At 60.7% G+C, this 16,804-nt stretch carries 19 protein-coding genes and 1 tRNA gene; 13 read left to right on the plus strand and 7 right to left on the minus strand.

Annotation, left to right across the window (positions count from 1 at the left end; all coding sequences use genetic code 11):
* The first annotated feature begins 8 nt into the window (after window positions 1-8).
* The 10 genes from QTL98_RS12955 (at window position 9) to QTL98_RS13000 (ending at window position 6,615) form a co-directional block, all read left to right on the plus strand.
* A complete protein-coding gene (locus QTL98_RS12955; protein ID WP_445678886.1) occupies window positions 9-449 on the plus strand; it encodes a hypothetical protein in 441 nt (146 codons plus the stop codon).
* 80 nt (window positions 450-529) lie between these two features.
* Window positions 530-868, plus strand: coding sequence for a HigA family addiction module antitoxin (locus QTL98_RS12960; RefSeq protein ID WP_445678887.1), 339 nt, complete (start codon window positions 530-532; stop codon window positions 866-868).
* A gap of 92 nt (window positions 869-960) precedes the next feature.
* Entirely contained in the window at window positions 961-1,236 is a 276-nt protein-coding gene (locus QTL98_RS12965; RefSeq protein WP_445678888.1) for a hypothetical protein, read from the plus strand.
* 87 nt (window positions 1,237-1,323) lie between these two features.
* The gene (locus QTL98_RS12970; protein ID WP_445678889.1) at window positions 1,324-1,482 is read left to right on the plus strand and encodes a hypothetical protein; all 159 of its coding nucleotides are present in this window, start codon (window positions 1,324-1,326) and stop codon (window positions 1,480-1,482) included.
* 321 nt (window positions 1,483-1,803) lie between these two features.
* On the plus strand, window positions 1,804-2,619 hold the full coding sequence (locus QTL98_RS12975) for a hypothetical protein (protein WP_445678890.1): 816 nt from the start codon (window positions 1,804-1,806) through the stop codon (window positions 2,617-2,619).
* Window positions 2,620-3,300, plus strand: a complete 681-nt coding sequence (locus QTL98_RS12980; RefSeq protein WP_445678891.1) for a hypothetical protein — start codon at window positions 2,620-2,622, stop codon at window positions 3,298-3,300. It begins immediately after the preceding gene.
* A gap of 92 nt (window positions 3,301-3,392) precedes the next feature.
* Window positions 3,393-4,064 (plus strand): SOS response-associated peptidase, encoded by a 672-nt coding sequence (locus QTL98_RS12985; RefSeq protein ID WP_445678892.1) that lies wholly within the window; start codon window positions 3,393-3,395, stop codon window positions 4,062-4,064.
* Window positions 4,065-4,080: 16 nt separating this feature from the next.
* Window positions 4,081-4,773 (plus strand): hypothetical protein, encoded by a 693-nt coding sequence (locus QTL98_RS12990; RefSeq protein WP_445678893.1) that lies wholly within the window; start codon window positions 4,081-4,083, stop codon window positions 4,771-4,773.
* A 124-nt stretch (window positions 4,774-4,897) separates the two neighbouring features.
* A complete protein-coding gene (locus QTL98_RS12995; protein ID WP_445678894.1) occupies window positions 4,898-5,653 on the plus strand; it encodes a hypothetical protein in 756 nt (251 codons plus the stop codon).
* Window positions 5,654-5,844: 191 nt separating this feature from the next.
* Window positions 5,845-6,615, plus strand: coding sequence for a hypothetical protein (locus tag QTL98_RS13000; protein WP_445678895.1), 771 nt, complete (start codon window positions 5,845-5,847; stop codon window positions 6,613-6,615).
* 49 nt (window positions 6,616-6,664) lie between these two features.
* Here QTL98_RS13000 and QTL98_RS13005 read toward each other — a convergent pair whose 3' ends face one another.
* The 4 genes from QTL98_RS13005 to QTL98_RS13020 form a co-directional block, all read right to left on the minus strand.
* The gene (locus QTL98_RS13005; RefSeq protein ID WP_445678896.1) at window positions 6,665-6,991 is read right to left on the minus strand and encodes a hypothetical protein; all 327 of its coding nucleotides are present in this window, start codon (window positions 6,989-6,991) and stop codon (window positions 6,665-6,667) included.
* A 427-nt stretch (window positions 6,992-7,418) separates the two neighbouring features.
* Window positions 7,419-7,495 (minus strand) — tRNA-Met (locus QTL98_RS13010).
* 178 nt (window positions 7,496-7,673) lie between these two features.
* Window positions 7,674-8,807: a tRNA 2-thiouridine(34) synthase MnmA gene (gene mnmA, locus QTL98_RS13015; protein ID WP_445678897.1), complete on the minus strand. Its 1,134-nt coding sequence runs from the start codon at window positions 8,805-8,807 to the stop codon at window positions 7,674-7,676.
* 77 nt (window positions 8,808-8,884) lie between these two features.
* Window positions 8,885-10,078 carry a winged helix-turn-helix domain-containing protein gene (locus tag QTL98_RS13020; protein WP_445678898.1) on the minus strand — a complete coding sequence of 398 codons (1,194 nt, stop codon included), beginning with the start codon at window positions 10,076-10,078 and terminating at the stop codon, window positions 8,885-8,887.
* Window positions 10,079-10,248: 170 nt separating this feature from the next.
* On the opposite strand from QTL98_RS13020, the gene QTL98_RS13025 reads away from it, so the two are divergent.
* Window positions 10,249-11,445 carry an acyltransferase family protein gene (locus tag QTL98_RS13025; protein WP_445678899.1) on the plus strand — a complete coding sequence of 399 codons (1,197 nt, stop codon included), beginning with the start codon at window positions 10,249-10,251 and terminating at the stop codon, window positions 11,443-11,445.
* Window positions 11,446-11,478: 33 nt separating this feature from the next.
* Here the strand turns inward: QTL98_RS13025 and QTL98_RS13030 are convergent, their stop codons facing one another.
* Window positions 11,479-11,889 carry a winged helix-turn-helix transcriptional regulator gene (locus QTL98_RS13030; RefSeq protein ID WP_445682151.1) on the minus strand — a complete coding sequence of 137 codons (411 nt, stop codon included), beginning with the start codon at window positions 11,887-11,889 and terminating at the stop codon, window positions 11,479-11,481.
* A gap of 166 nt (window positions 11,890-12,055) precedes the next feature.
* On the opposite strand from QTL98_RS13030, the gene QTL98_RS13035 reads away from it, so the two are divergent.
* Window positions 12,056-12,805: an SDR family oxidoreductase gene (locus tag QTL98_RS13035; RefSeq protein WP_445678900.1), complete on the plus strand. Its 750-nt coding sequence runs from the start codon at window positions 12,056-12,058 to the stop codon at window positions 12,803-12,805.
* A gap of 41 nt (window positions 12,806-12,846) precedes the next feature.
* On the opposite strand, the gene QTL98_RS13040 is transcribed toward QTL98_RS13035, so the two are convergent.
* A complete protein-coding gene (locus QTL98_RS13040) occupies window positions 12,847-13,608 on the minus strand; it encodes a 5'-methylthioadenosine/adenosylhomocysteine nucleosidase (RefSeq protein WP_445678901.1) in 762 nt (253 codons plus the stop codon).
* Between the two features lie 239 nt (window positions 13,609-13,847).
* Here QTL98_RS13040 and QTL98_RS13045 point away from each other — a divergent pair, with 239 nt between their 5' ends.
* Window positions 13,848-15,053 carry an ROK family protein gene (locus tag QTL98_RS13045; protein WP_445678902.1) on the plus strand — a complete coding sequence of 402 codons (1,206 nt, stop codon included), beginning with the start codon at window positions 13,848-13,850 and terminating at the stop codon, window positions 15,051-15,053.
* Between the two features lie 229 nt (window positions 15,054-15,282).
* Here QTL98_RS13045 and xylA read toward each other — a convergent pair whose 3' ends face one another.
* Window positions 15,283-16,608 carry a xylose isomerase gene (gene xylA / locus QTL98_RS13050; protein WP_445678903.1) on the minus strand — a complete coding sequence of 442 codons (1,326 nt, stop codon included), beginning with the start codon at window positions 16,606-16,608 and terminating at the stop codon, window positions 15,283-15,285.
* Window positions 16,609-16,804: the final 196 nt, after the last annotated feature.

Raw genomic sequence — 16,804 nt, forward strand, 5'->3', positions numbered from 1 at the left:
AGGCATCAATGGGCAAGCAGAATTTTCTCCGCGAAAAGGTACAGGTTCAGTACACGGTGAAGCTAAAGCTCACCGACAATGACCGTTCCCTGCAGGACTTCGAGCCGGACGCCGGCAAACTCATCAAGGTCATTGAAAAAGAAGACTGGAGCGTCGACGCGAAGCTGAAAAAGAAGCGCGACAGTTACGAAATCGACCGCATCATGAGCATCGGGTACCCGCAGGTCCGCAACGGCCATGTCGGCGAAAGCGGCCATGATTGGCAGTGGCAACTCGATACAGAAAGTATGGGAAGCGGATCGCGCGACCGGCTTTATCTCGACGACGTCAGCGCCAGCGTCACTCGAGAAAGGGAAAACGGCACGATCAAGGTTGGCCGGGACGACTTCATGGTTATTGACTGCGAAGTAACCATAAAAGGCAAATTCACCGCCGGTACAAAACACTGAGGCAGCCGAACGAGCCGCGCTAACAGCAGCATTCATATGCTTCTCTTAGCGCGGTTCACACCAACACCAAGGGACGAACCGTGCTGATGACAAAGCGCAAGCCGGTGACGGTGGGCGAAGTTCTCCGGGAAGATTTCATGCAGCCCATGGAGTTGACGCAGATAGCGCTGGCCGAAGCAATGGGCGTTCAGCGCAAGCACGTGAACGAGCTTTGCAATGACCGCCGGACCGTAACGGCCGCAACCGCGCTCATCCTTGCGCGCGTGTTCGGCAACAGCCCTGATTTCTGGCTCAACATCCAGCGCCGCACTGATTTGTGGGAAGCGATGAACAGCCCCCAAGAGCGAGAGCGCATTGAGCGGGCGAAGCCTCTAGAGACGTCGGCTTCAGCCCCCTCATTTAATGCACTGTCACCGTAATTCCTGTCACCGTAATTCCCTCCTCTCGACCCGCCATGGTTGTTTCGTCGCTGGTGTCCAACACACCGCGATGACAACGGAAAGCTCCCCCGATGAAGAAACGGCATATCAAGGTGCTGCGTCGTGTCTGGCTCTTTGTCGCTGGCGGGTTCTTTGGGATCGTGCTCCTTCTCCTCGCGGTCATTGTTTGGGGCGCTCTGGCTCGTAGCGATGCTTCGCTCGTCGCAATAGCCCGTTGGGTCAGTGAAATACCCGGCAGCACGTGGGCCGGTTGGGCACAAGCATTTGGCACCCTTGCCGCTATTGCCTTCACGGCGACCCTTGGCCAACGGCAACTGCGCGTTGCCAGACGTCATCATGAAATCTAAATGGAGAGACAGAGGCGCAATGACGAGCAGCAAGCTCGTCGGCAAGCGGCGGACTTGCTTCCCATTGTCCGCAAGGCGGGGTCGGAGATGGAACGATTTGACGCGATGTTTTGGGAAGTGTTGCCAGACGACTACATTACCCGTGGCATCACGTTTCCTAGAATGGCCAAAGAGCTTGACGATTTCGATATCGGTGATGGGTTGGAGGCTAGACTTCCGCAACCACTTTCGGAACAGTTGTACTAAGTCAGATGGCAGATCCTGCTTGCAAAGGTAAGCATGATAGAAGCGAGCGACACAATCGCCCGCCGATCCAACGATGCAGCAATCAACGCAATGTACAGGCTCGCAAGAAAACGCCTTACGGACGCCTGGGTTGCAACTGATACGGCTGTACAGGCCATCTCGTTGTTCGTCATGAAGGGCCCGGACCGGCCGAGCCCCACCCAGAGGAAATGAGCGAGGCATTTTTGCTGACGGCAACACGTTGGCTAAGCGCGCATAACCCCTTCCTCTCAGCCCGTCATGGTTGTTAACTAGCCGCAGAAACAGCGGTTGGGGGCGAATTTGAGCAGTTTGGAACCGGCGAAGCGACAACCTGCTTCGGCTGAAGTCCTCCCGCAGGAAACCAGATACACAGCCTGGGCTTTTGCCGCCGGCGGTTGCTTTGGCGCGACCTGCCTGATGCTCGTGTGGATCGCAGCCAACGGCTCCGGGATCGATGGCAAGATCGATTGGGCGAAGTGGCTGCAGACGACCGCTGGTCTCTGTAGCGGCTTCGGTGCCCTTGTGGCGGTACTGATTAGCCTCTGGACTTATTCGAAGCAGCACAGGGCTCAACTCGCGGCTGAAGCGCGGCAGCACCTGATTGCAGCCCGCCAGATTGCCGAAGACAAGATTGACCGCCTGTTCCGGGCGCACGCTTATCTGAACGCTGCGGCCGCAGCGACTAAAAGGGCTGGGCAGATACTTCCCGAAGAGGACGAAGAGCAGGCTGCGTACCGCCTTATGACAGTTGATTTCGCCCAAATCGCAGAGGCTCTGGAGGCGTACCCTGAGCCTTTGACGTCGGGAGAAATAATTCAGCTCAGTGTCCCGGCCGAGGTTACCAAGGGTCTGCTCGAAATTGCCAACATCTGTCGCTACGCCCAGCGCCGACACGCAGAGTTGAGTACAATCCAGCATACGGGCGCCCCCAACGACGGGCATCGCCTTTTTGAGTGGTTTTCGCGGGTAAACGTGCTCATCGCTGCAGTTAAGCGCGACCTGAACCGGCTCGAGCGGCTCATACAGGTCACCCAGGACTTCACAGAAAAGGAAATGAGGGCAATCGCCGTAGAACACGACGCGATGGACCGCGTCGGCTCGCAAAAGGGGGTATGATTGAACGAAGTCAGCACTAAAGCCGCAGTCCTAGCCATGCTCGCCTTTGCGCTTGGCGTCGGCGCCACCGTCCTCTGCATCATCGGCGCCAGCGTGATCGACGCCATTTTCTCCCTGAGCAAGAGCGACTGGGCAGCCTGGGTGCAGGCGGTTGGCAGCATTGGGGCCATCATCGGCGCCATATGGATTTCCCGGCACGAAATTAGGGTTCAACGACGGCAGCGCGACATTGAACACAACGACAGAATGCGGCGAGTAGCACTCAACGTCTGGAGAACTTTGTTTTCCAAGTACAGCGAAGTTGAGGAGATTAAATCGGGCCGGGAGGAAGTTCGTTTCTTGATAAACCAAGTGAACAGCTCTCGTGCGGCGGGGCAGGTTCCCAGCTTTCAAACACATCAGCAAATAACACGCCTTACCCGCGAACTTCGGGAGAAGTCGAAAAGTATTCGTATGACGGTTGAGATCATTGACGAATTGATGGCCGCACGTACGGCAGCTTATGAAGACGCCCTCAAAATAATTCAAACGATCAACATCCTTGGCCGCTTCGGCCATGACGTCAACAATCAGGGATTTGAAAAGAAATATCCGGCGTTTATAGCGCTCTACAACACTGTAGAGAGCCGATTGGAAGCCTTCCGACAAGGCGACAACTACCCAAAAGATCCAGCCATTTAGCAGAACACCATTTAGCGCAGTCATCCTCTCGCTCTCCCCGCTGAAGCGCGATAGCCTGTCGCCCTCATGCCCTTTGTGGTGGAGAGCGCCCCATGTGCGGCCGATACGTCCAGACCCTGCCCGCCGAAGCGATGCGGCGCCTGTTCAAGGCCGGCGGCGCGCTGCCCAACCTCAGCCCCAACTACAACGCGGCGCCCACGCAGCGCCTGCCGGTGTGCCGCTTTAACCCGGAGACGGGCGAACGCTCGCTGGATGTGCTGCGCTGGGGCCTTGTGCCCAGCTGGGCGAAGGATCTCTCCATCGGCGCCCGCACCATCAACGCCCGGGCGGAGGGCGTGGCGGAGAAGCCCAGCTTCCGCAGCGCCTTCAAGGCGCGCCGCTGCCTGGTGCCGGCCGATTATTTCTATGAGTGGAAGAAGGAGGGCAGCGCCAAGCAGCCCTTCCGCATCGGCCGGGCCGATGGTCCGCCGCTGGTGTTCGCCGGCCTGTGGGAAGGCTGGCAGGACAAACAGAGCCAGGAATGGGTGCGCACCTTCACCATCATCACCACCACGCCCAGCGCGCAGATGGCTGCCCTGCATGACCGCATGCCGGTGATCCTTGAGGAGGAACACTGGCCGGCCTGGCTGGGCGAGGAGAAGGCCGAGCCCGCCAGCCTCCTGCCCCTGCTCGCACCCTGGCCCGGCGAGCTGGAGCTGGTGGCCGTGAGCAAGGATGTCGGCAACGTCGCCAACAACCGCCCGGATTTGATTGATGCGGTTTGAGGGGGGGAATGCGCGAGTGACGGAGAAAGAGGACGTCGGCTACCACCTGTCGCGCATCGTTGCCCTCTTGCGGGAGCGCGGTCTCCGGCAGATCGCCCGCACCGAGCCCAGGCTCGTCAAGACCGTTGCCCTTTGCGGCGGCTCCTTCATGGCCGGTATCTTTGTCGTGTCGATCTTCAGCGACCTGAGCGCGGGTGACTGGGCGGCCTGGGTACAGGCGATTGGCAGCATCGCCGCTCTGTTCATCGCGATAGGGATTGCTCAGTGGCAAGTCGCTGAGACCCGCCGCGACGCAGAAGCCAGAATAGCCGAAGAGAGAGAGCGAGCCCTCCAGTTGCAGCGAGCGACAGCCGCCAGCGTTGCTGGTGAGATAACGCGCCACCGGGGCGAGCTCGAAAAGTCCTTGAGGAAGGCGGGGCAGAAAATCAATGACAGCAACACTTGGCACAGGCTGAAGGACGAGTTGCAAAAACTGCAGCTCCCCAAAAACCTCGAAATCAGATTGCCTACTGATTTGCTCGCTGCTTGCCGTGCGATCAGGCTGCTCGAAATTGAGTTCTCGGAGCAAATAGAGGAGTGGCCGGTCAACCCAAACCCATCCCCCGCCCATCTCGAACTCAGGGACAAAATGATCAACACCGGGCGTGGCATCTCGGCGGCTTTGAATACTCTGGAGCAAGCCTTGAGGGCATTCGCCCAAGCCAACTAGCGACGCGCAGCAGCCGCGACCCGGATACTGGAGCCGGCATACAATGCGTTGAAGTGTGCTCTGGCGCGGAAATACCTCCGGTGGATATAAGATCTGCAGCAAACAATGCAGACGAGTGCCCCCTGTGACCGAGAACGCTAATGCCAGCGCCGCCGCGAAACTCAATCCGGGCGAAAAGGTAGAAAAACCGGCGGCCTACGCTCTCTGGTGCCTCGCCGTTGGCATAGCCTTCGGCTTCCTAGGCGCCGCCTACCTCAGCCATGAACTGATTGTTCCCACCCGCGAACTTCTTGAAGCAGTCCGGGAACTTCTGGCCGGTGACAAAGGGCCCGATTTCGGAAGTTGGGCAGACTGGAGCGCCGCCGTCGGCACCATCGGCGCTATTCTGTTCGGCGTACTCCAGTCTCGACGACAGATAAAAGAGACCAGAGATCTTCATCAATCGGAAATGCAGCACCAGCGCGACTTGCGCCTTTGGGAACTGCAGAAGGCTTCGACCGCCACGCTCGGACCATTGCTGAGTTTCAACGCGGCTCTCGGGAACGCCATGCATGCAGCCGTGAACTACGACGGAAACCCGCAGTTCAATATGAAATTCCTGGAAGAAATTCTCCAAGAAACAGAAAATAGTAAACTCGATATCGCACATGTAGCAGCAATGCCACCGGAATTTAAGACACGATTTATTTCCATTAGCGATGATTTTGAAGAACTTAAACATGAAATATGGGCGATTCAATCTATCGATTACAATGAAGCATATGTCAGAGGATGCGAAAACTCCCTTACGAGACTTTTTGTAAGAACAGAAGATTTGTACGAAGATTTGCAACGGTTCATTGAACGCGACGAGATTCCCCAACCGGCAACAGCCCACTAAGCTTCTGGGCCATGCAGAACACCTGAACTCGCCCCCGTTTGGCAGTCCTGAAGCTCATCCCGCCACATAACCCACCCCCGGATAAGCGATCAGCGGCAACCACGCCTCGACCAGACATTGACGTTCCCTCTGGCGCAGCACACCTGCGGTGGATATAAGATCTGCAACAAACAATGCAGACGAGTGCCGCAATGACCGAAAACGCGACCGCCGCCGATCAATCGCATCCCAACGCGATAGGCATCACGGGTGAAAACTACGGCACCTGGTGCCTCGTGGTTGGTATCGCTTTTGGGTTCCTCGGCGCGTCCTTCTTCGGGCACGAATTGTATCGTGCGATTTGCACTGCCCTCGAACGGGGAGGGAGCCTCGAGATTGGCTCCTTGGCGGACTGGAGCGCAGCCATCGGCACAATTGGCGCAATTCTGTTCGGCGTGATCCAGTTTCAACGGCAGGTAAAAGAGACCAGACGTTTGCACAATGAACAAATGGAGACGACGAGGCGGCTCCATCAGGCCGAAATGAAAGCACAGTACGACGTGCGCCTTTATGAGTTGCAAAAAGACGCCGCTGAGATTCTTCCCGCCATCGACACTCTCGTTAATAATCTTATGAGATATTGGAGCCTGTCGATAACAAATATAAAAAAAGAAGAAGACTGGTCCGACGAAGATTTTTTGGAATTCGAGAAAGATTTTAAAAATATAATTCCGGAGATTCATTATATAATAAAATTTCCACCAGATTATAAAAGTCGTTTTGCTGGAATCAGACGCGATATTAAGAAGGCAATTCAAGATGCAAAAACTTGGCAAAGAGATGGTCAATCCGAAAAAGAGGCTCAAAACTGGTTGGCCCAGCTCGAGAAGTCTTTCTGGGCTGTCGATACGCTTCAGAGGGATTTGAACGATTTCATGGAGTTGGGCGAGCAACCCCCGGCGCGCACACTCCGAGCCAGTTAGGCCGTTCCGGACACTTGAATCTGTCGCCGACAGAGGAAACGGAACTGTGTCAGCTCGCTTCATAACCCACCCCCGGATAAGCAATCAGCGGCAGCCCCGCTTCGGCCAGGCGCCGGTTAGCGGCCTCCACCACGGCGCGCGGGCTTGAGGGCCTGCCATCCAGCCGCCACTCGCCGGTGCTGCGCTTGCAACTCACCCGGCCGCCCAGCGCTGCCATGGCGCGCTCCAGCGGGTTTCCGCGATTGCTGGCCGGCAGCGGCACTAGCCCGGCGGCCACACCCAGTTGCCGGCGGGCGATCCGGCGCTCCTCGGCTTTCGCTGTCGCCAGAATGCGCCGCACCTCCGCCCGGCTGATGCCGGTAAGCCGCGCGATCATCACCGCGCTATGGGCAAGGGCGAACTACAACACCAGCCGGCGCAGAGCGAGCGTTACGGCCTCGTTCGTCTCCAGCAGCTGGGCCGGCTTGCGGGAGATGTGGCTCATAGCCCTGCCCCTCCGGCTGGCACCTGCACCGCACTGCCCGGCTCGCCATCCCCATGCTGCAGGATGAAGCCGCCTTCTGCCGGCAGGGCAGATCAGGCAGCGGCGAAGGCCGTCAGCGTTTCCACCGCGCTGGCCACGGCCACTCTACGGAAGCCACGGTGAAGCACTACGGCCGGGAAGCATCAGGAAGCCGAATGGGGCAGAGCCATAGTGACACGGAAAGCCCGCTTCACCCGATGCCAGTGGCATAGAATGTAAAACTTTTCGCGGAAATGGTTAAAACCGCGAAGTCACTGGAAGGCTATGTGCTTGATAAGAATGGTGGTGCTGGGTGGACTTGAACCACCGACCCCCGCATTATGAGTGCGGTGCTCTAACCAACTGAGCTACAGCACCTTCCAGTTTGCCCTGACCCACAGGTCCGAAGGGCGCCGCCCCGTTCGCTGTAGCGCGAGGCGTGGGCGGGGTTTAAGGGGATCCGGGCATGGTGTCAACGGGTTTTTGAAACCCTTTCCCTGCCCCGCTCCGCAAACTTAAAAAAGCCTTTCCGTAAGGTGTTTTGCCCCTGCCTGGCTCAGGCCGCGAAACGGCCCTCGGCGCGCTCGATCCACCCGCCGCCGAGGCAGCGGTTGCCCTGATAGAGCACGCCGGCCTGGCCGGGGGCGACGCCGTAAAGCGGCTCATCCAGACGAATGAGTGCCGAGCCGGTCGCCGCGTCCCGCTCCACCGTCGCCGCTACCGGCGCCTGCATGGAGCGCAGCTTGACCTCCACACGCACCGGCGCGCCATCGGCGCCGAGATCGCCGCCCAGCCAGTTGAGATCGCGCAGGTAAACCCGCTCGCGCGCCAGCGCTTCCTTGTGGCCGACGATGACGCGGTTCTTCTCCGGGTCCACCTTCACCACATAAAGCCGCTCGGCCGTGCCGCCAACGCCAAGGCCGCGGCGCTGGCCGACGGTGTAGTTGATGATGCCCTCATGCTCGCCCACAGCCTTGCCGTCCATGTCGACGATCTCGCCCGGCTTCAACGCGCCGGGCCGCATCTTGCCGACGACGCTGGCGTAATCGCCATTGGGCACGAAGCAGATGTCCTGGCTGTCCGGCTTGTCCGCCGTCACGAGGCCATAACGCTGCGCGAGCACGCGCGTCTCGGCCTTGCTGGCAAGGCCGCCGAGCGGAAAACGCAGGAAATCCAGCTGCTCGGGCGTCGTGGCAAACAGAAAATAGCTCTGGTCGCGCACCGGGTCGGCGGCGCGGTGCAGCTCGGCACCCGCAGCGCCCCGCTCGCGGCGCACATAATGGCCGGTTGCCAGCACATCGGCATCGAGATCACGCGCCGTTGCCAGCAAGTCGCGGAACTTGACCGTCTGGTTGCAGCGCACGCAGGGGATCGGGGTTTCGCCGCGCAGGTAACTGTCGGCAAAATCATCCACCACGCTCTGGCGGAAACGGCTTTCGTAATCCAGCACGTAATGCGGGATACCGAGCCTGTCCGCCACGGTGCGGGCGTCATAGATATCCTGGCCGGCGCAACAGGCCTTCTTGCGGCCGATGGCCTCGCCATGGTCGTAAAGCTGCAGGGTGATGCCGACGACATCATAACCCTCTTCATGCAGCATTGCCGCGACAACGGAGCTGTCGACGCCACCGGACATCGCCACGACGACACGGGTGTCGGCGGGGGCCTTATCGATACCGAGAGAATTCATGGGCGCGGACTATACAGCCAAGCGCCGCGCCGGCCAATGCAGGAGGCCATGCGTCCGGCGCAAGGCCGTGAGCCGCTTCACTCAGACATCGCGGCCTCTCCGGCCGGCTCCGCCTCCGCCTCAGCCGCCGGCGCCAGCTGGAAACGTTCAAACCGCTCCAGCTCCGCTTCAATGGCGGGTTTCAGCCTCTCATAGCCGTCGCCAAGCCAATTCCACTTCCTGATCTCCACCCGGCCATCCTGCCGATTGGTCTTGAGGTCGAGTGTTGCCACCATCTCATCCCCCACCAGCACCGGCAGGGCGAAATAGCCCATCACGCGTTTTGCAGCCGGCACATAGGCCTCGAACCGGTGCTCATACCCGAAGAAGAGCCCCATGCGCTTGCGCTGGATCACCAGCGGGTCGAAGGGGGAGAGGATGTGCACACGCGGCTCGATGGTGATGCTCTCCAGCGCTGCCAGCGCGGCGGGCGGCGCCCAGTGGGCCACCTTCTCCGCCCCTTCCACCACCACCGGCACCAGCTTGCGGCGATTGACGGCGGCTTCCACCAGCGCCTTGACGGCGCCTTTCAGGGAAAGGTTGCCGTAACAGACGCTATCAAGGCTGATGAGCGCCTGCGCGCGGATCGCCCGCTTCAGCAGATAGTCGGCAAACTCCGCTTCGCTCGCCGGCTTCGGCTTGCGGCGCCAGCCGAAATGGCGGGCCGTCAGCTCATAGGTCTTGAGCATACCCTCGCGTTTCGAGATCACCAGATCGCCGGTATAGAAGCCGAAATTGAGCAGCCTTTTGGAAGGCTTGCGGCTTGCCCAGGGATGATCCTTTTCCTGCAGCACATCATCGTCGATATCGCGGATGGAAAGCGGGCCGTCCTTCCTGATGCGCTTCAACAGCGCCTCATATTCCGCCCCTTCCGGCAGGGCGTAGTAGAAACTCGGCGAGCTGCGGCGCTCGTCCATCGCGGGGATGAAGAAGCGGTAATCATCCTTGTGAACATAAGCGAGCGCGTGGGTCCAGTACTCGAACACCTGCTTGTCCTCGCTCTGCGCCTGATGCAGATGCTCGCGGGCATAAGCGGGGTTGCGGGTATAGAGAATGTGATGGTGGCTGCGCTCGATCACATTGATGGTGTCGATCTGCACATAACCCAGATGGTCGATGGCGGCCGGCGTCGCCTCCGGCCCGGCGCCGAAGGGATATTCAACATCGAGCCCCTGCGCCTTCAGCCACAGCGCGCGCGCTTCCTTCAGCGTCAGATGTCTTGCCTTCGCCATGCTCTCCCCGGGGCGCCCGCCGATGATTTCTTTTGGTCGCAAACAGCTTAGCCACGCACCACGCGCGGTGCAAAAGCCTGGTCATGATCTCTGTGAAGCGCTCTACGCCCGCTACCAAAATTCTGGCTACCGGGCTATGAGACCAGAGCATGCTGAAGAGGGCGAGGCTGGTGAGAGAGAAGCGGGATACAGCGCTGTCCAAATGGCTTGATCTTGCCCGCTGGCTATCAGCCCTTGCCGTGCTTGTCCGGCATATCGGCGACAAATATGCGGGCACCATCTGGGCGCTTCCGGCCGAAGATCGCAGCTTGCCCTTCTATGGCTTCCAGTTTCTGAGCGGTTTCTCCCACCAGGCCGTCATGGTTTTTTTCGTGTTGAGCGGCTTCCTGATCGGCACGCGCCATTATGATGAGCTGGCAAGTGGCCAGAGCGGCAAGATAGCCGGCTATCTCATTCGCCGTTTTGCCCGCCTGTGGGCCGTGGTGATCCCGGCGCTGCTCCTGGCCGCCGCGCTCGACAGCATCGGCAGCCAGTGGCTGGGCGGGTTGGAGAGCGGCTTCTATCCGCGCCACATGATCCTGAACCGGGAGGGCATCGGCACGCTCGCCTGCAATGCCGTTTTTCTTCAGACCCTCGCCTGCCGCCAATTCGGCACCAACCTGGCCCTGTGGTCGCTTGCCAACGAAGCGATCTATTACCTTCTGTTTCCGCTCGTCATCCTTGGCTGGCAAAAGCGCGGCAGCCTGTCAGGTGCTTTGGCTCTTGTGACTGTTATCGGCGCCCTGCTGCTGGCAAGCATCATCCAGACCGAAGGCTCGTCGATCGGCATTTACATGGCGGTGTGGCTCTCGGGGGTAGTGGCGGGCCGTCTCGGAAAGAAAAGTCCACTGGGCATCGGGCTTTCGGCAGGGCTTTTTCTGATCTGGCTGCTGGGATGGCGCCTCTCTGGCCTTTACAACTCCTTCCGCATCGACAGCTGGCAATTGATCGCCAACGATCTGTGCCTGGCGGCCCTGCTGGCAAATCTGCTCTGGGCCATGCGCAGCAGGCACATGGCCCATGCCCCGCCCTTCCCCGCTTTCAGCCGCTTCATGGCAGGCTTCAGCTTCTCGCTTTATGCCATCCATGTGCCCCTCTACATGCTGCTGGGGGCGCTCTACAACCGGCTGGGCCTCACGGTGCCGTTCACCGGAGACGGTTTGCAGCAGCTTTGCCTGCTGCTCCTGAGCCTGCTGCTCATTCTGGCCATCAGCGCCCTGTTTGCCCGGCTCACGGAACGCCAGACAGGGCGCTGGCAGCACGCGCTTTGTTTCCTTGCCACCAGCGCCGGGCTTATGGGCAAGCAGCGCTCCCGCGAGACCGGGTAACGCGCGACCTGTCGATCCGGCAGGAGCACGGCATCACACATCGCCCTCACGGGCCTGAAAGGCGGCGCGCGCCTGCCGGATGCGGTCATGATAGGTGGCCGCCCATAACCACACGCCGCAAAAAGCCGCCCCCAGTTCCAGCCCCATATCCGTCAGGCTGTAATCGACATGCGGCGGAATGACCGGATGCACCGTCCGGGTCAGCAGCCCGTCACACTCCATCTGGCGCAGGGTCTTGGTCAGCATCTTCTGGCTGATACCCTCCACCCTGCGGCCGATTTCGCTGAAACGCAGCGAAGGCACGTCTTCCAGCGCTTCCAGAATCAGAAGAGTCCACTTGTCGGCGACATGGCCGATGGTTTCACGCACCAGCGCGGCAAGCGCCGGGTCTTCCATCGCCGCCTCGATGCGTGCCTCAACCTCGGCAGCGGGAAGGCCGGTCATCGCCTGGCCAAAACGTACGGCAGAGGACGTCATTGCTTACACTCTCTTTTGGGTAAGTATGGAACTTCATGGTGCTTACTTTCCAAAATATAGCACCAACCCTATCTTCCGGTCACGCAAGCGCTTGCCCCTCCCTTTCCCCCGGAATCCACAAAAGGGTTTCAAGATGCAGATGACAGGCAACACCATTCTCATCACCGGTGGTGGCAGCGGCATTGGCAAAGGCCTTGCCGAGGCCCTGCACGCACGCGGCAACCAGGTGATCATCGCCGGGCGCCACCAGGCAGTGCTTGAGGCCGTGACGGCCGCCAATCCCGGCATGGCGGCGCTGGAGCTGGATATTGCCGATCCCGCCTCCATTACCCGCTTTGCCAGCTCGGTCACCGAAGCCTATCCGGACCTCAATATCGTCATCCAGAATGCCGGCATCATGCGCCTTGAAAAGGCGGAAGATGCCGCGGCGAGCCTTGCCGTTGCCGAGGAGTCAATCACAACCAACCTGCTCGGCCCCATCCGGCTGACCGCCGCGCTGCTGCCGCATCTGTGCACCCGGCCGGCAGCGACCCTGATGACCGTGTCCTCCGGCCTTGCCTTTGTGCCGCTGGCCGGCACGCCGAGCTACGGTGCCACCAAAGCCGCGATCCATAGCTGGACCATGTCGATGCGCCACCAGCTGCGAAACACCCCGGTCGAGGTGATCGAACTGGTGCCGCCTTATGTGCAGACCCGGTTGCTGACACCGGGACAGGAAAACGACCCCGCTGCCATGCCGCTGGCCGACTTTATCGCCGAGACCATGGGCATTCTCGAAAGCGGCCCGGTGGAAGAAGTGGTGGTCGGGCGGTGCCGCCCGCTGCGCTTTGCCGCCGAGAATGGAATGACGGCCACGATGTTCGCCGCGCTGGCAAACCACTGAGCACAGCGCCGGCCATTTCCTGCCGGAGCGCAGACTCCCCTTCAAAGCTCCGGCAGGAGCGCCCGCAGCACGATGGCGGCATTTTCAGCGGCATGCGGAAGGAAAGCGCCGATATCGGTGTGGCTTTCCTCCCCGGCCAGATCGCTGAGAGAACGGATGACAAGGCTCGGCAGGCCAAACCGTTCGCCAACCTGTGCGATGGCCGCCCCCTCCATCTCGATCGCCTGCGCGTCATAGGTGGAGAAGAAGCGCTTTCGCGTCACTTCGCAGTTCAGAAAACTGTCGCCGGTGATGACGGTGCCCATGAGGAGGCGCGGCGTGCGGGGCGCAAGGCCAGGCAGTTCCAGCACCGGCAGGGTGATGCCCTTGATGGCAGCGGCAAGGCGCGCCTCAAGCGCGGCTTCCAGATAATAACCGTGGGTGGCATCCACCTCCGGCAGCGGAAAGGCCCCCGGCTGGTAGGTGCGGATTTCCCCGCCCACCAGCGCGCCATAATCATGCTGCACCAGCTTGCGCGCCACCACCACGTCGCCCACTTCCAGCGCCGGGTCAAGGCCGCCGGCAACACCGGTAAAGGCAAGCGCCGAGACGCCGAAATGCTGGGCCAGCAGCGTGGCGGCAATCGCGGCATTTACCTTGCCAACCCCGCATTCCACGAACACCGTCGGCACATCGCCCAGATGGCCGACGAAAAAGCGCATGCCGGCAAGTTCAACCACCTTGCCTGCCGTCTCCGAAGCGACGGCCATGAGTTCCTGCGACAGGGCGGAGATGATGCCAACGGGGGGATGGTTTCTGCCCATGAGGTAAGCCGGCCTCCTTATAAGCCAAATTGTCTAAAAATAGTGTCGCCGATGAATTAAATTCCCATCCCGCAAACCGGCCGCAACTAACGGATTACATAGAGAAATCCGCCTCTGCAGTCCTTTTCGCTCCGGCGGGGCTCCGCCGGAACTTCGCTTAATTTTCCATGTTTTTGCGGCTAATTCGAATTTAAACTGTCGCCCAGCAGAAGAATTCGAGAAGTGCGAACGCGCCCCAGATGTCGATCATGAAACCGGAGGCGGAAAGCAGCCGCCTCGCCAACCGCTACCGGCTGACGCAGATGCTGCGCACCGCCGGCCCTACCGCGCGAATTGATCTTGGGGCGGCCACCGGCCTCAGCCCGGCAACCGTCTCGGCCATCACCGCCGAAATGATGCGCGACGGGCAACTGGTGGAGCTGAAGGGCGGCGTTGGAGAGAACGGATCGACCGGGCGCGGCCGGCCCAAAATCCTTGTCGACCTTGATCCGGAAGCCGGCTTCGTGGTGGCGGTAAAGCTCTCCATCAATGATGTGCAGCTGATGGTGGGGGATTATCGCGGCCAGATAGCCCGCCTGACGCATGTAGCGCTCAACACCCTCGCCCTTACCGGCCAGCAGCTTATCGATACCCTCATCGGCCACATCGAAAAGCTGCGGCAGGAGGAAGAGGGCAAGTACCGGCGGCTGCTCGGCATCGGCCTTGCCGCCCAGGGGCTGGTGGCGGAGGGGCGCCTCGTCTGGAGCCCCGCCCTTTCCGCCCGCAATGTGGACCTTGCCGGCGCGCTTGCCGAACGGTTCCACTGCGCGGTTTCGGTGGAGAATGATGCCAACTGCATCGCCCTTGCCCTCAAAAGCCAGGCTGCCTACCGCGCCTATGACGATATCGCCGTCATCATGCTGGGTTACGGCATCGGCATGGGGCTCATCCTCGGCGGGGCGCTTTACAAGGGCCGTTCCGGCGCGGCCGCCGAATTCGGCCATACCAAGTTCCAGCCCGACGGGCCGATGTGCCAGTGCGGCAAACGCGGCTGCGTGGAGACCTATATCAGCGACTATGCGCTCTACCGCGACGCACGGCTGACGCTCGACCTGCCGGATGGCGATGCCGCCCATCCGTCTGAAGAGCAGATGGCCTGGCTCAGCGAGGCGGCGGCCAGCGGTAACCCGGTGGCGCTTGGCCTCTTTGAGCAGGCGGGGCGTGTGCTGGGCCACGGCATTGCCAATGTGATTGCCATGCTCGCCCCGCAGAAGGTGCTGATCTCCGGCGCCGGCGTTCGTGCCTTCTCCTTCATGGAGCCGGCGATGCGCAACAGCCTGGAGCATTCGCTGGTGGATGAGCTGGTGAAGGGCAGCGAGGTGGAAGCGGTCGCCTGGGACAAGGACATGACCGGCCTTGGCATCATCGCACAGCTGCTGGATCTGGCAGAGCGCCCGGGCGCCTGAGCGTTTCCCCGTTCGTACATAAAAAGAAGGGAGAGAACCCGCGGGGGCGGGATCCCTCCCCTTCATCCCGCCCTTTTTGTGGGGCGGGCAAGGCGCCTTTCCTTCAAACGGGGGAAGAAGGAAAGATCACCTGGGAGCCAGATGCCTCCCGCCTAGCGCTGTGCCGGGCGAAAGCCAGGGAAAACCGGGGTCAGGCAGCCAAGAACCCGCACGGCCCCGGGACACGTGATCAGCCGACCGAATAGATGGCCCGGTTGACGATGTTTTCGAGATGCTCCTGCCGGCCGCTGACCGGCTTTACCGTTGCCGAAGCCTCACGGCCATGGGCGGCTGCTTCCGCCAGCGTCAGCTTGCCGGAAAGCGCCTTCTGGCCGAAAGCGCCGTTCCAGCCGGCATAACGCGCTTCCACGATGCCCGGCAGCTCGCCGCTTTCGATGAGCGCGGCCGCCTTGATGAGGGAAAGCGCCATTACATCCATCGCCCCGATATGGGCGTGGAAAAGATCGGCCGCATCGATGCTCTGGCGGCGCACCTTGGTATCGAAATTGAAGCCGCCGGTGCCAAGGCCACCCGCCCGCAGGATTTCGTAACAGGCGAGCGTCATTTCCTCGACGCTGTTGGGGAACTGGTCGGTATCCCAGCCATTCTGATAATCGCCGCGGTTAGCATCGACGCTGCCCAGAATGCCGAGCGAGGCCGCCACCGCCAGCTCATGCTGGAAGCTGTGACCGGCAAGCGTGGCGTGGTTGACCTCGATATTCGCCTTCACTTCCTTTTCCAGCCCGAAGCGCTGCAGGAAGCCGTAAACGGTGGCGACATCGTAGTCATACTGGTGCTTGGTCGGCTCCATCGGCTTGGGCTCGATAAGGATGGTGCCCTTGAAGCCGATCTTGTGCTTGTGCTCCACCACCATGGTGAGGAAGCGGCCAAACTGTTCGGCCTCGCGCTTCATGTCGGTGTTGAGCAGCGTGTCGTAGCCTTCACGCCCGCCCCACAGCACATAATTCTCGCCGCCCAGCTTCTGGGTCGCGGCCATGGCGCCTTCCACCTGCGCGGCGGCGCAGGCAAACACTTCCGGATCGGGATTGGTGGAGGCGCCCGCCATATAACGCGGGTGGGAGAAGACGTTGGCCGTGCCCCAGAGCAGGCGAATGCCGGTCTCTTCCATCTTCCGTCCGGCATAATCGACCATCGCCTCGAGATTTCGGGCAAGGGCTTTCAGGTCGTTGATGCCGGGCGAGATGTCGACGTCATGGAAGGTCCAGAACGGTGCGCCGAGCCGGCTCATGAAGGCAAAGGCGCTGTCCATCTTCTCGCGGGCACGGGCCATGTCGTCGCCGGGCTGCTGCCAGCTGCGCCCCAGCGTGCCGGGGCCGAACATGTCGCTGCCATCCCAGCAGAAGCTGTGCCAGTAACAAACGGCAAAGCGCAGATGCTCTTCCAGCGTCTTGCCCATCACCTTGCGGTTCTTGTCATAGAAGCGGAAGGCGTGCGGATTCTTGCTCGCCGGGCCTTCGAAAGGCACGGGCGCGAAAGCGTCAAACAGGGTGGTCATCTCTGGTGTGCTTCCTCGGGCAAAAGCGCCTTCAGCTCCGCCCCGCCGGTGCTCCAGCTTTGAACGGCAGCGCTTTATTTTATGTGTAAAAATAATACTGGCGAACGCCACGAGGGGAGTCAAACGGATTTGGCGTCAGTGAGACGCGATATTCGGCTAAATAGTGGCCCTGCAGGCAGAAATGGGAGAAAGAGAA

The sequence above is a fragment of the Radicibacter daui genome (assembly GCA_030657355.1).
Classification (GTDB): Bacteria; Pseudomonadota; Alphaproteobacteria; order Radicibacterales; family Radicibacteraceae; genus Radicibacter; species Radicibacter daui.

What these genes read in the sequence shown, in the direction of transcription:
- QTL98_RS12955 (WP_445678886.1), top strand. Translation starts at nt 9, where the DNA reads ATGGGCAAGCAGAATTTTCTCCGCGAAAAGGTACAGGTTCAGTACACG.
- QTL98_RS12965 (WP_445678888.1), top strand. Translation starts at nt 961, where the DNA reads ATGAAGAAACGGCATATCAAGGTGCTGCGTCGTGTCTGGCTCTTTGTC.
- QTL98_RS12970 (WP_445678889.1), top strand. Translation starts at nt 1,324, where the DNA reads ATGGAACGATTTGACGCGATGTTTTGGGAAGTGTTGCCAGACGACTAC.
- QTL98_RS12985 (WP_445678892.1), top strand. Translation starts at nt 3,393, where the DNA reads ATGTGCGGCCGATACGTCCAGACCCTGCCCGCCGAAGCGATGCGGCGC.
- QTL98_RS13000 (WP_445678895.1), top strand. Translation starts at nt 5,845, where the DNA reads ATGACCGAAAACGCGACCGCCGCCGATCAATCGCATCCCAACGCGATA.
- QTL98_RS13005 (WP_445678896.1), bottom strand. Translation starts at nt 6,991, where the DNA reads ATGATCGCGCGGCTTACCGGCATCAGCCGGGCGGAGGTGCGGCGCATT.
- mnmA (WP_445678897.1), bottom strand. Translation starts at nt 8,807, where the DNA reads ATGAATTCTCTCGGTATCGATAAGGCCCCCGCCGACACCCGTGTCGTC.
- QTL98_RS13020 (WP_445678898.1), bottom strand. Translation starts at nt 10,078, where the DNA reads ATGGCGAAGGCAAGACATCTGACGCTGAAGGAAGCGCGCGCGCTGTGG.
- QTL98_RS13030 (WP_445682151.1), bottom strand. Translation starts at nt 11,889, where the DNA reads ATGACCGGCCTTCCCGCTGCCGAGGTTGAGGCACGCATCGAGGCGGCG.
- QTL98_RS13035 (WP_445678900.1), top strand. Translation starts at nt 12,056, where the DNA reads ATGCAGATGACAGGCAACACCATTCTCATCACCGGTGGTGGCAGCGGC.
- QTL98_RS13040 (WP_445678901.1), bottom strand. Translation starts at nt 13,608, where the DNA reads ATGGGCAGAAACCATCCCCCCGTTGGCATCATCTCCGCCCTGTCGCAG.
- QTL98_RS13045 (WP_445678902.1), top strand. Translation starts at nt 13,848, where the DNA reads ATGTCGATCATGAAACCGGAGGCGGAAAGCAGCCGCCTCGCCAACCGC.
- xylA (WP_445678903.1), bottom strand. Translation starts at nt 16,608, where the DNA reads ATGACCACCCTGTTTGACGCTTTCGCGCCCGTGCCTTTCGAAGGCCCG.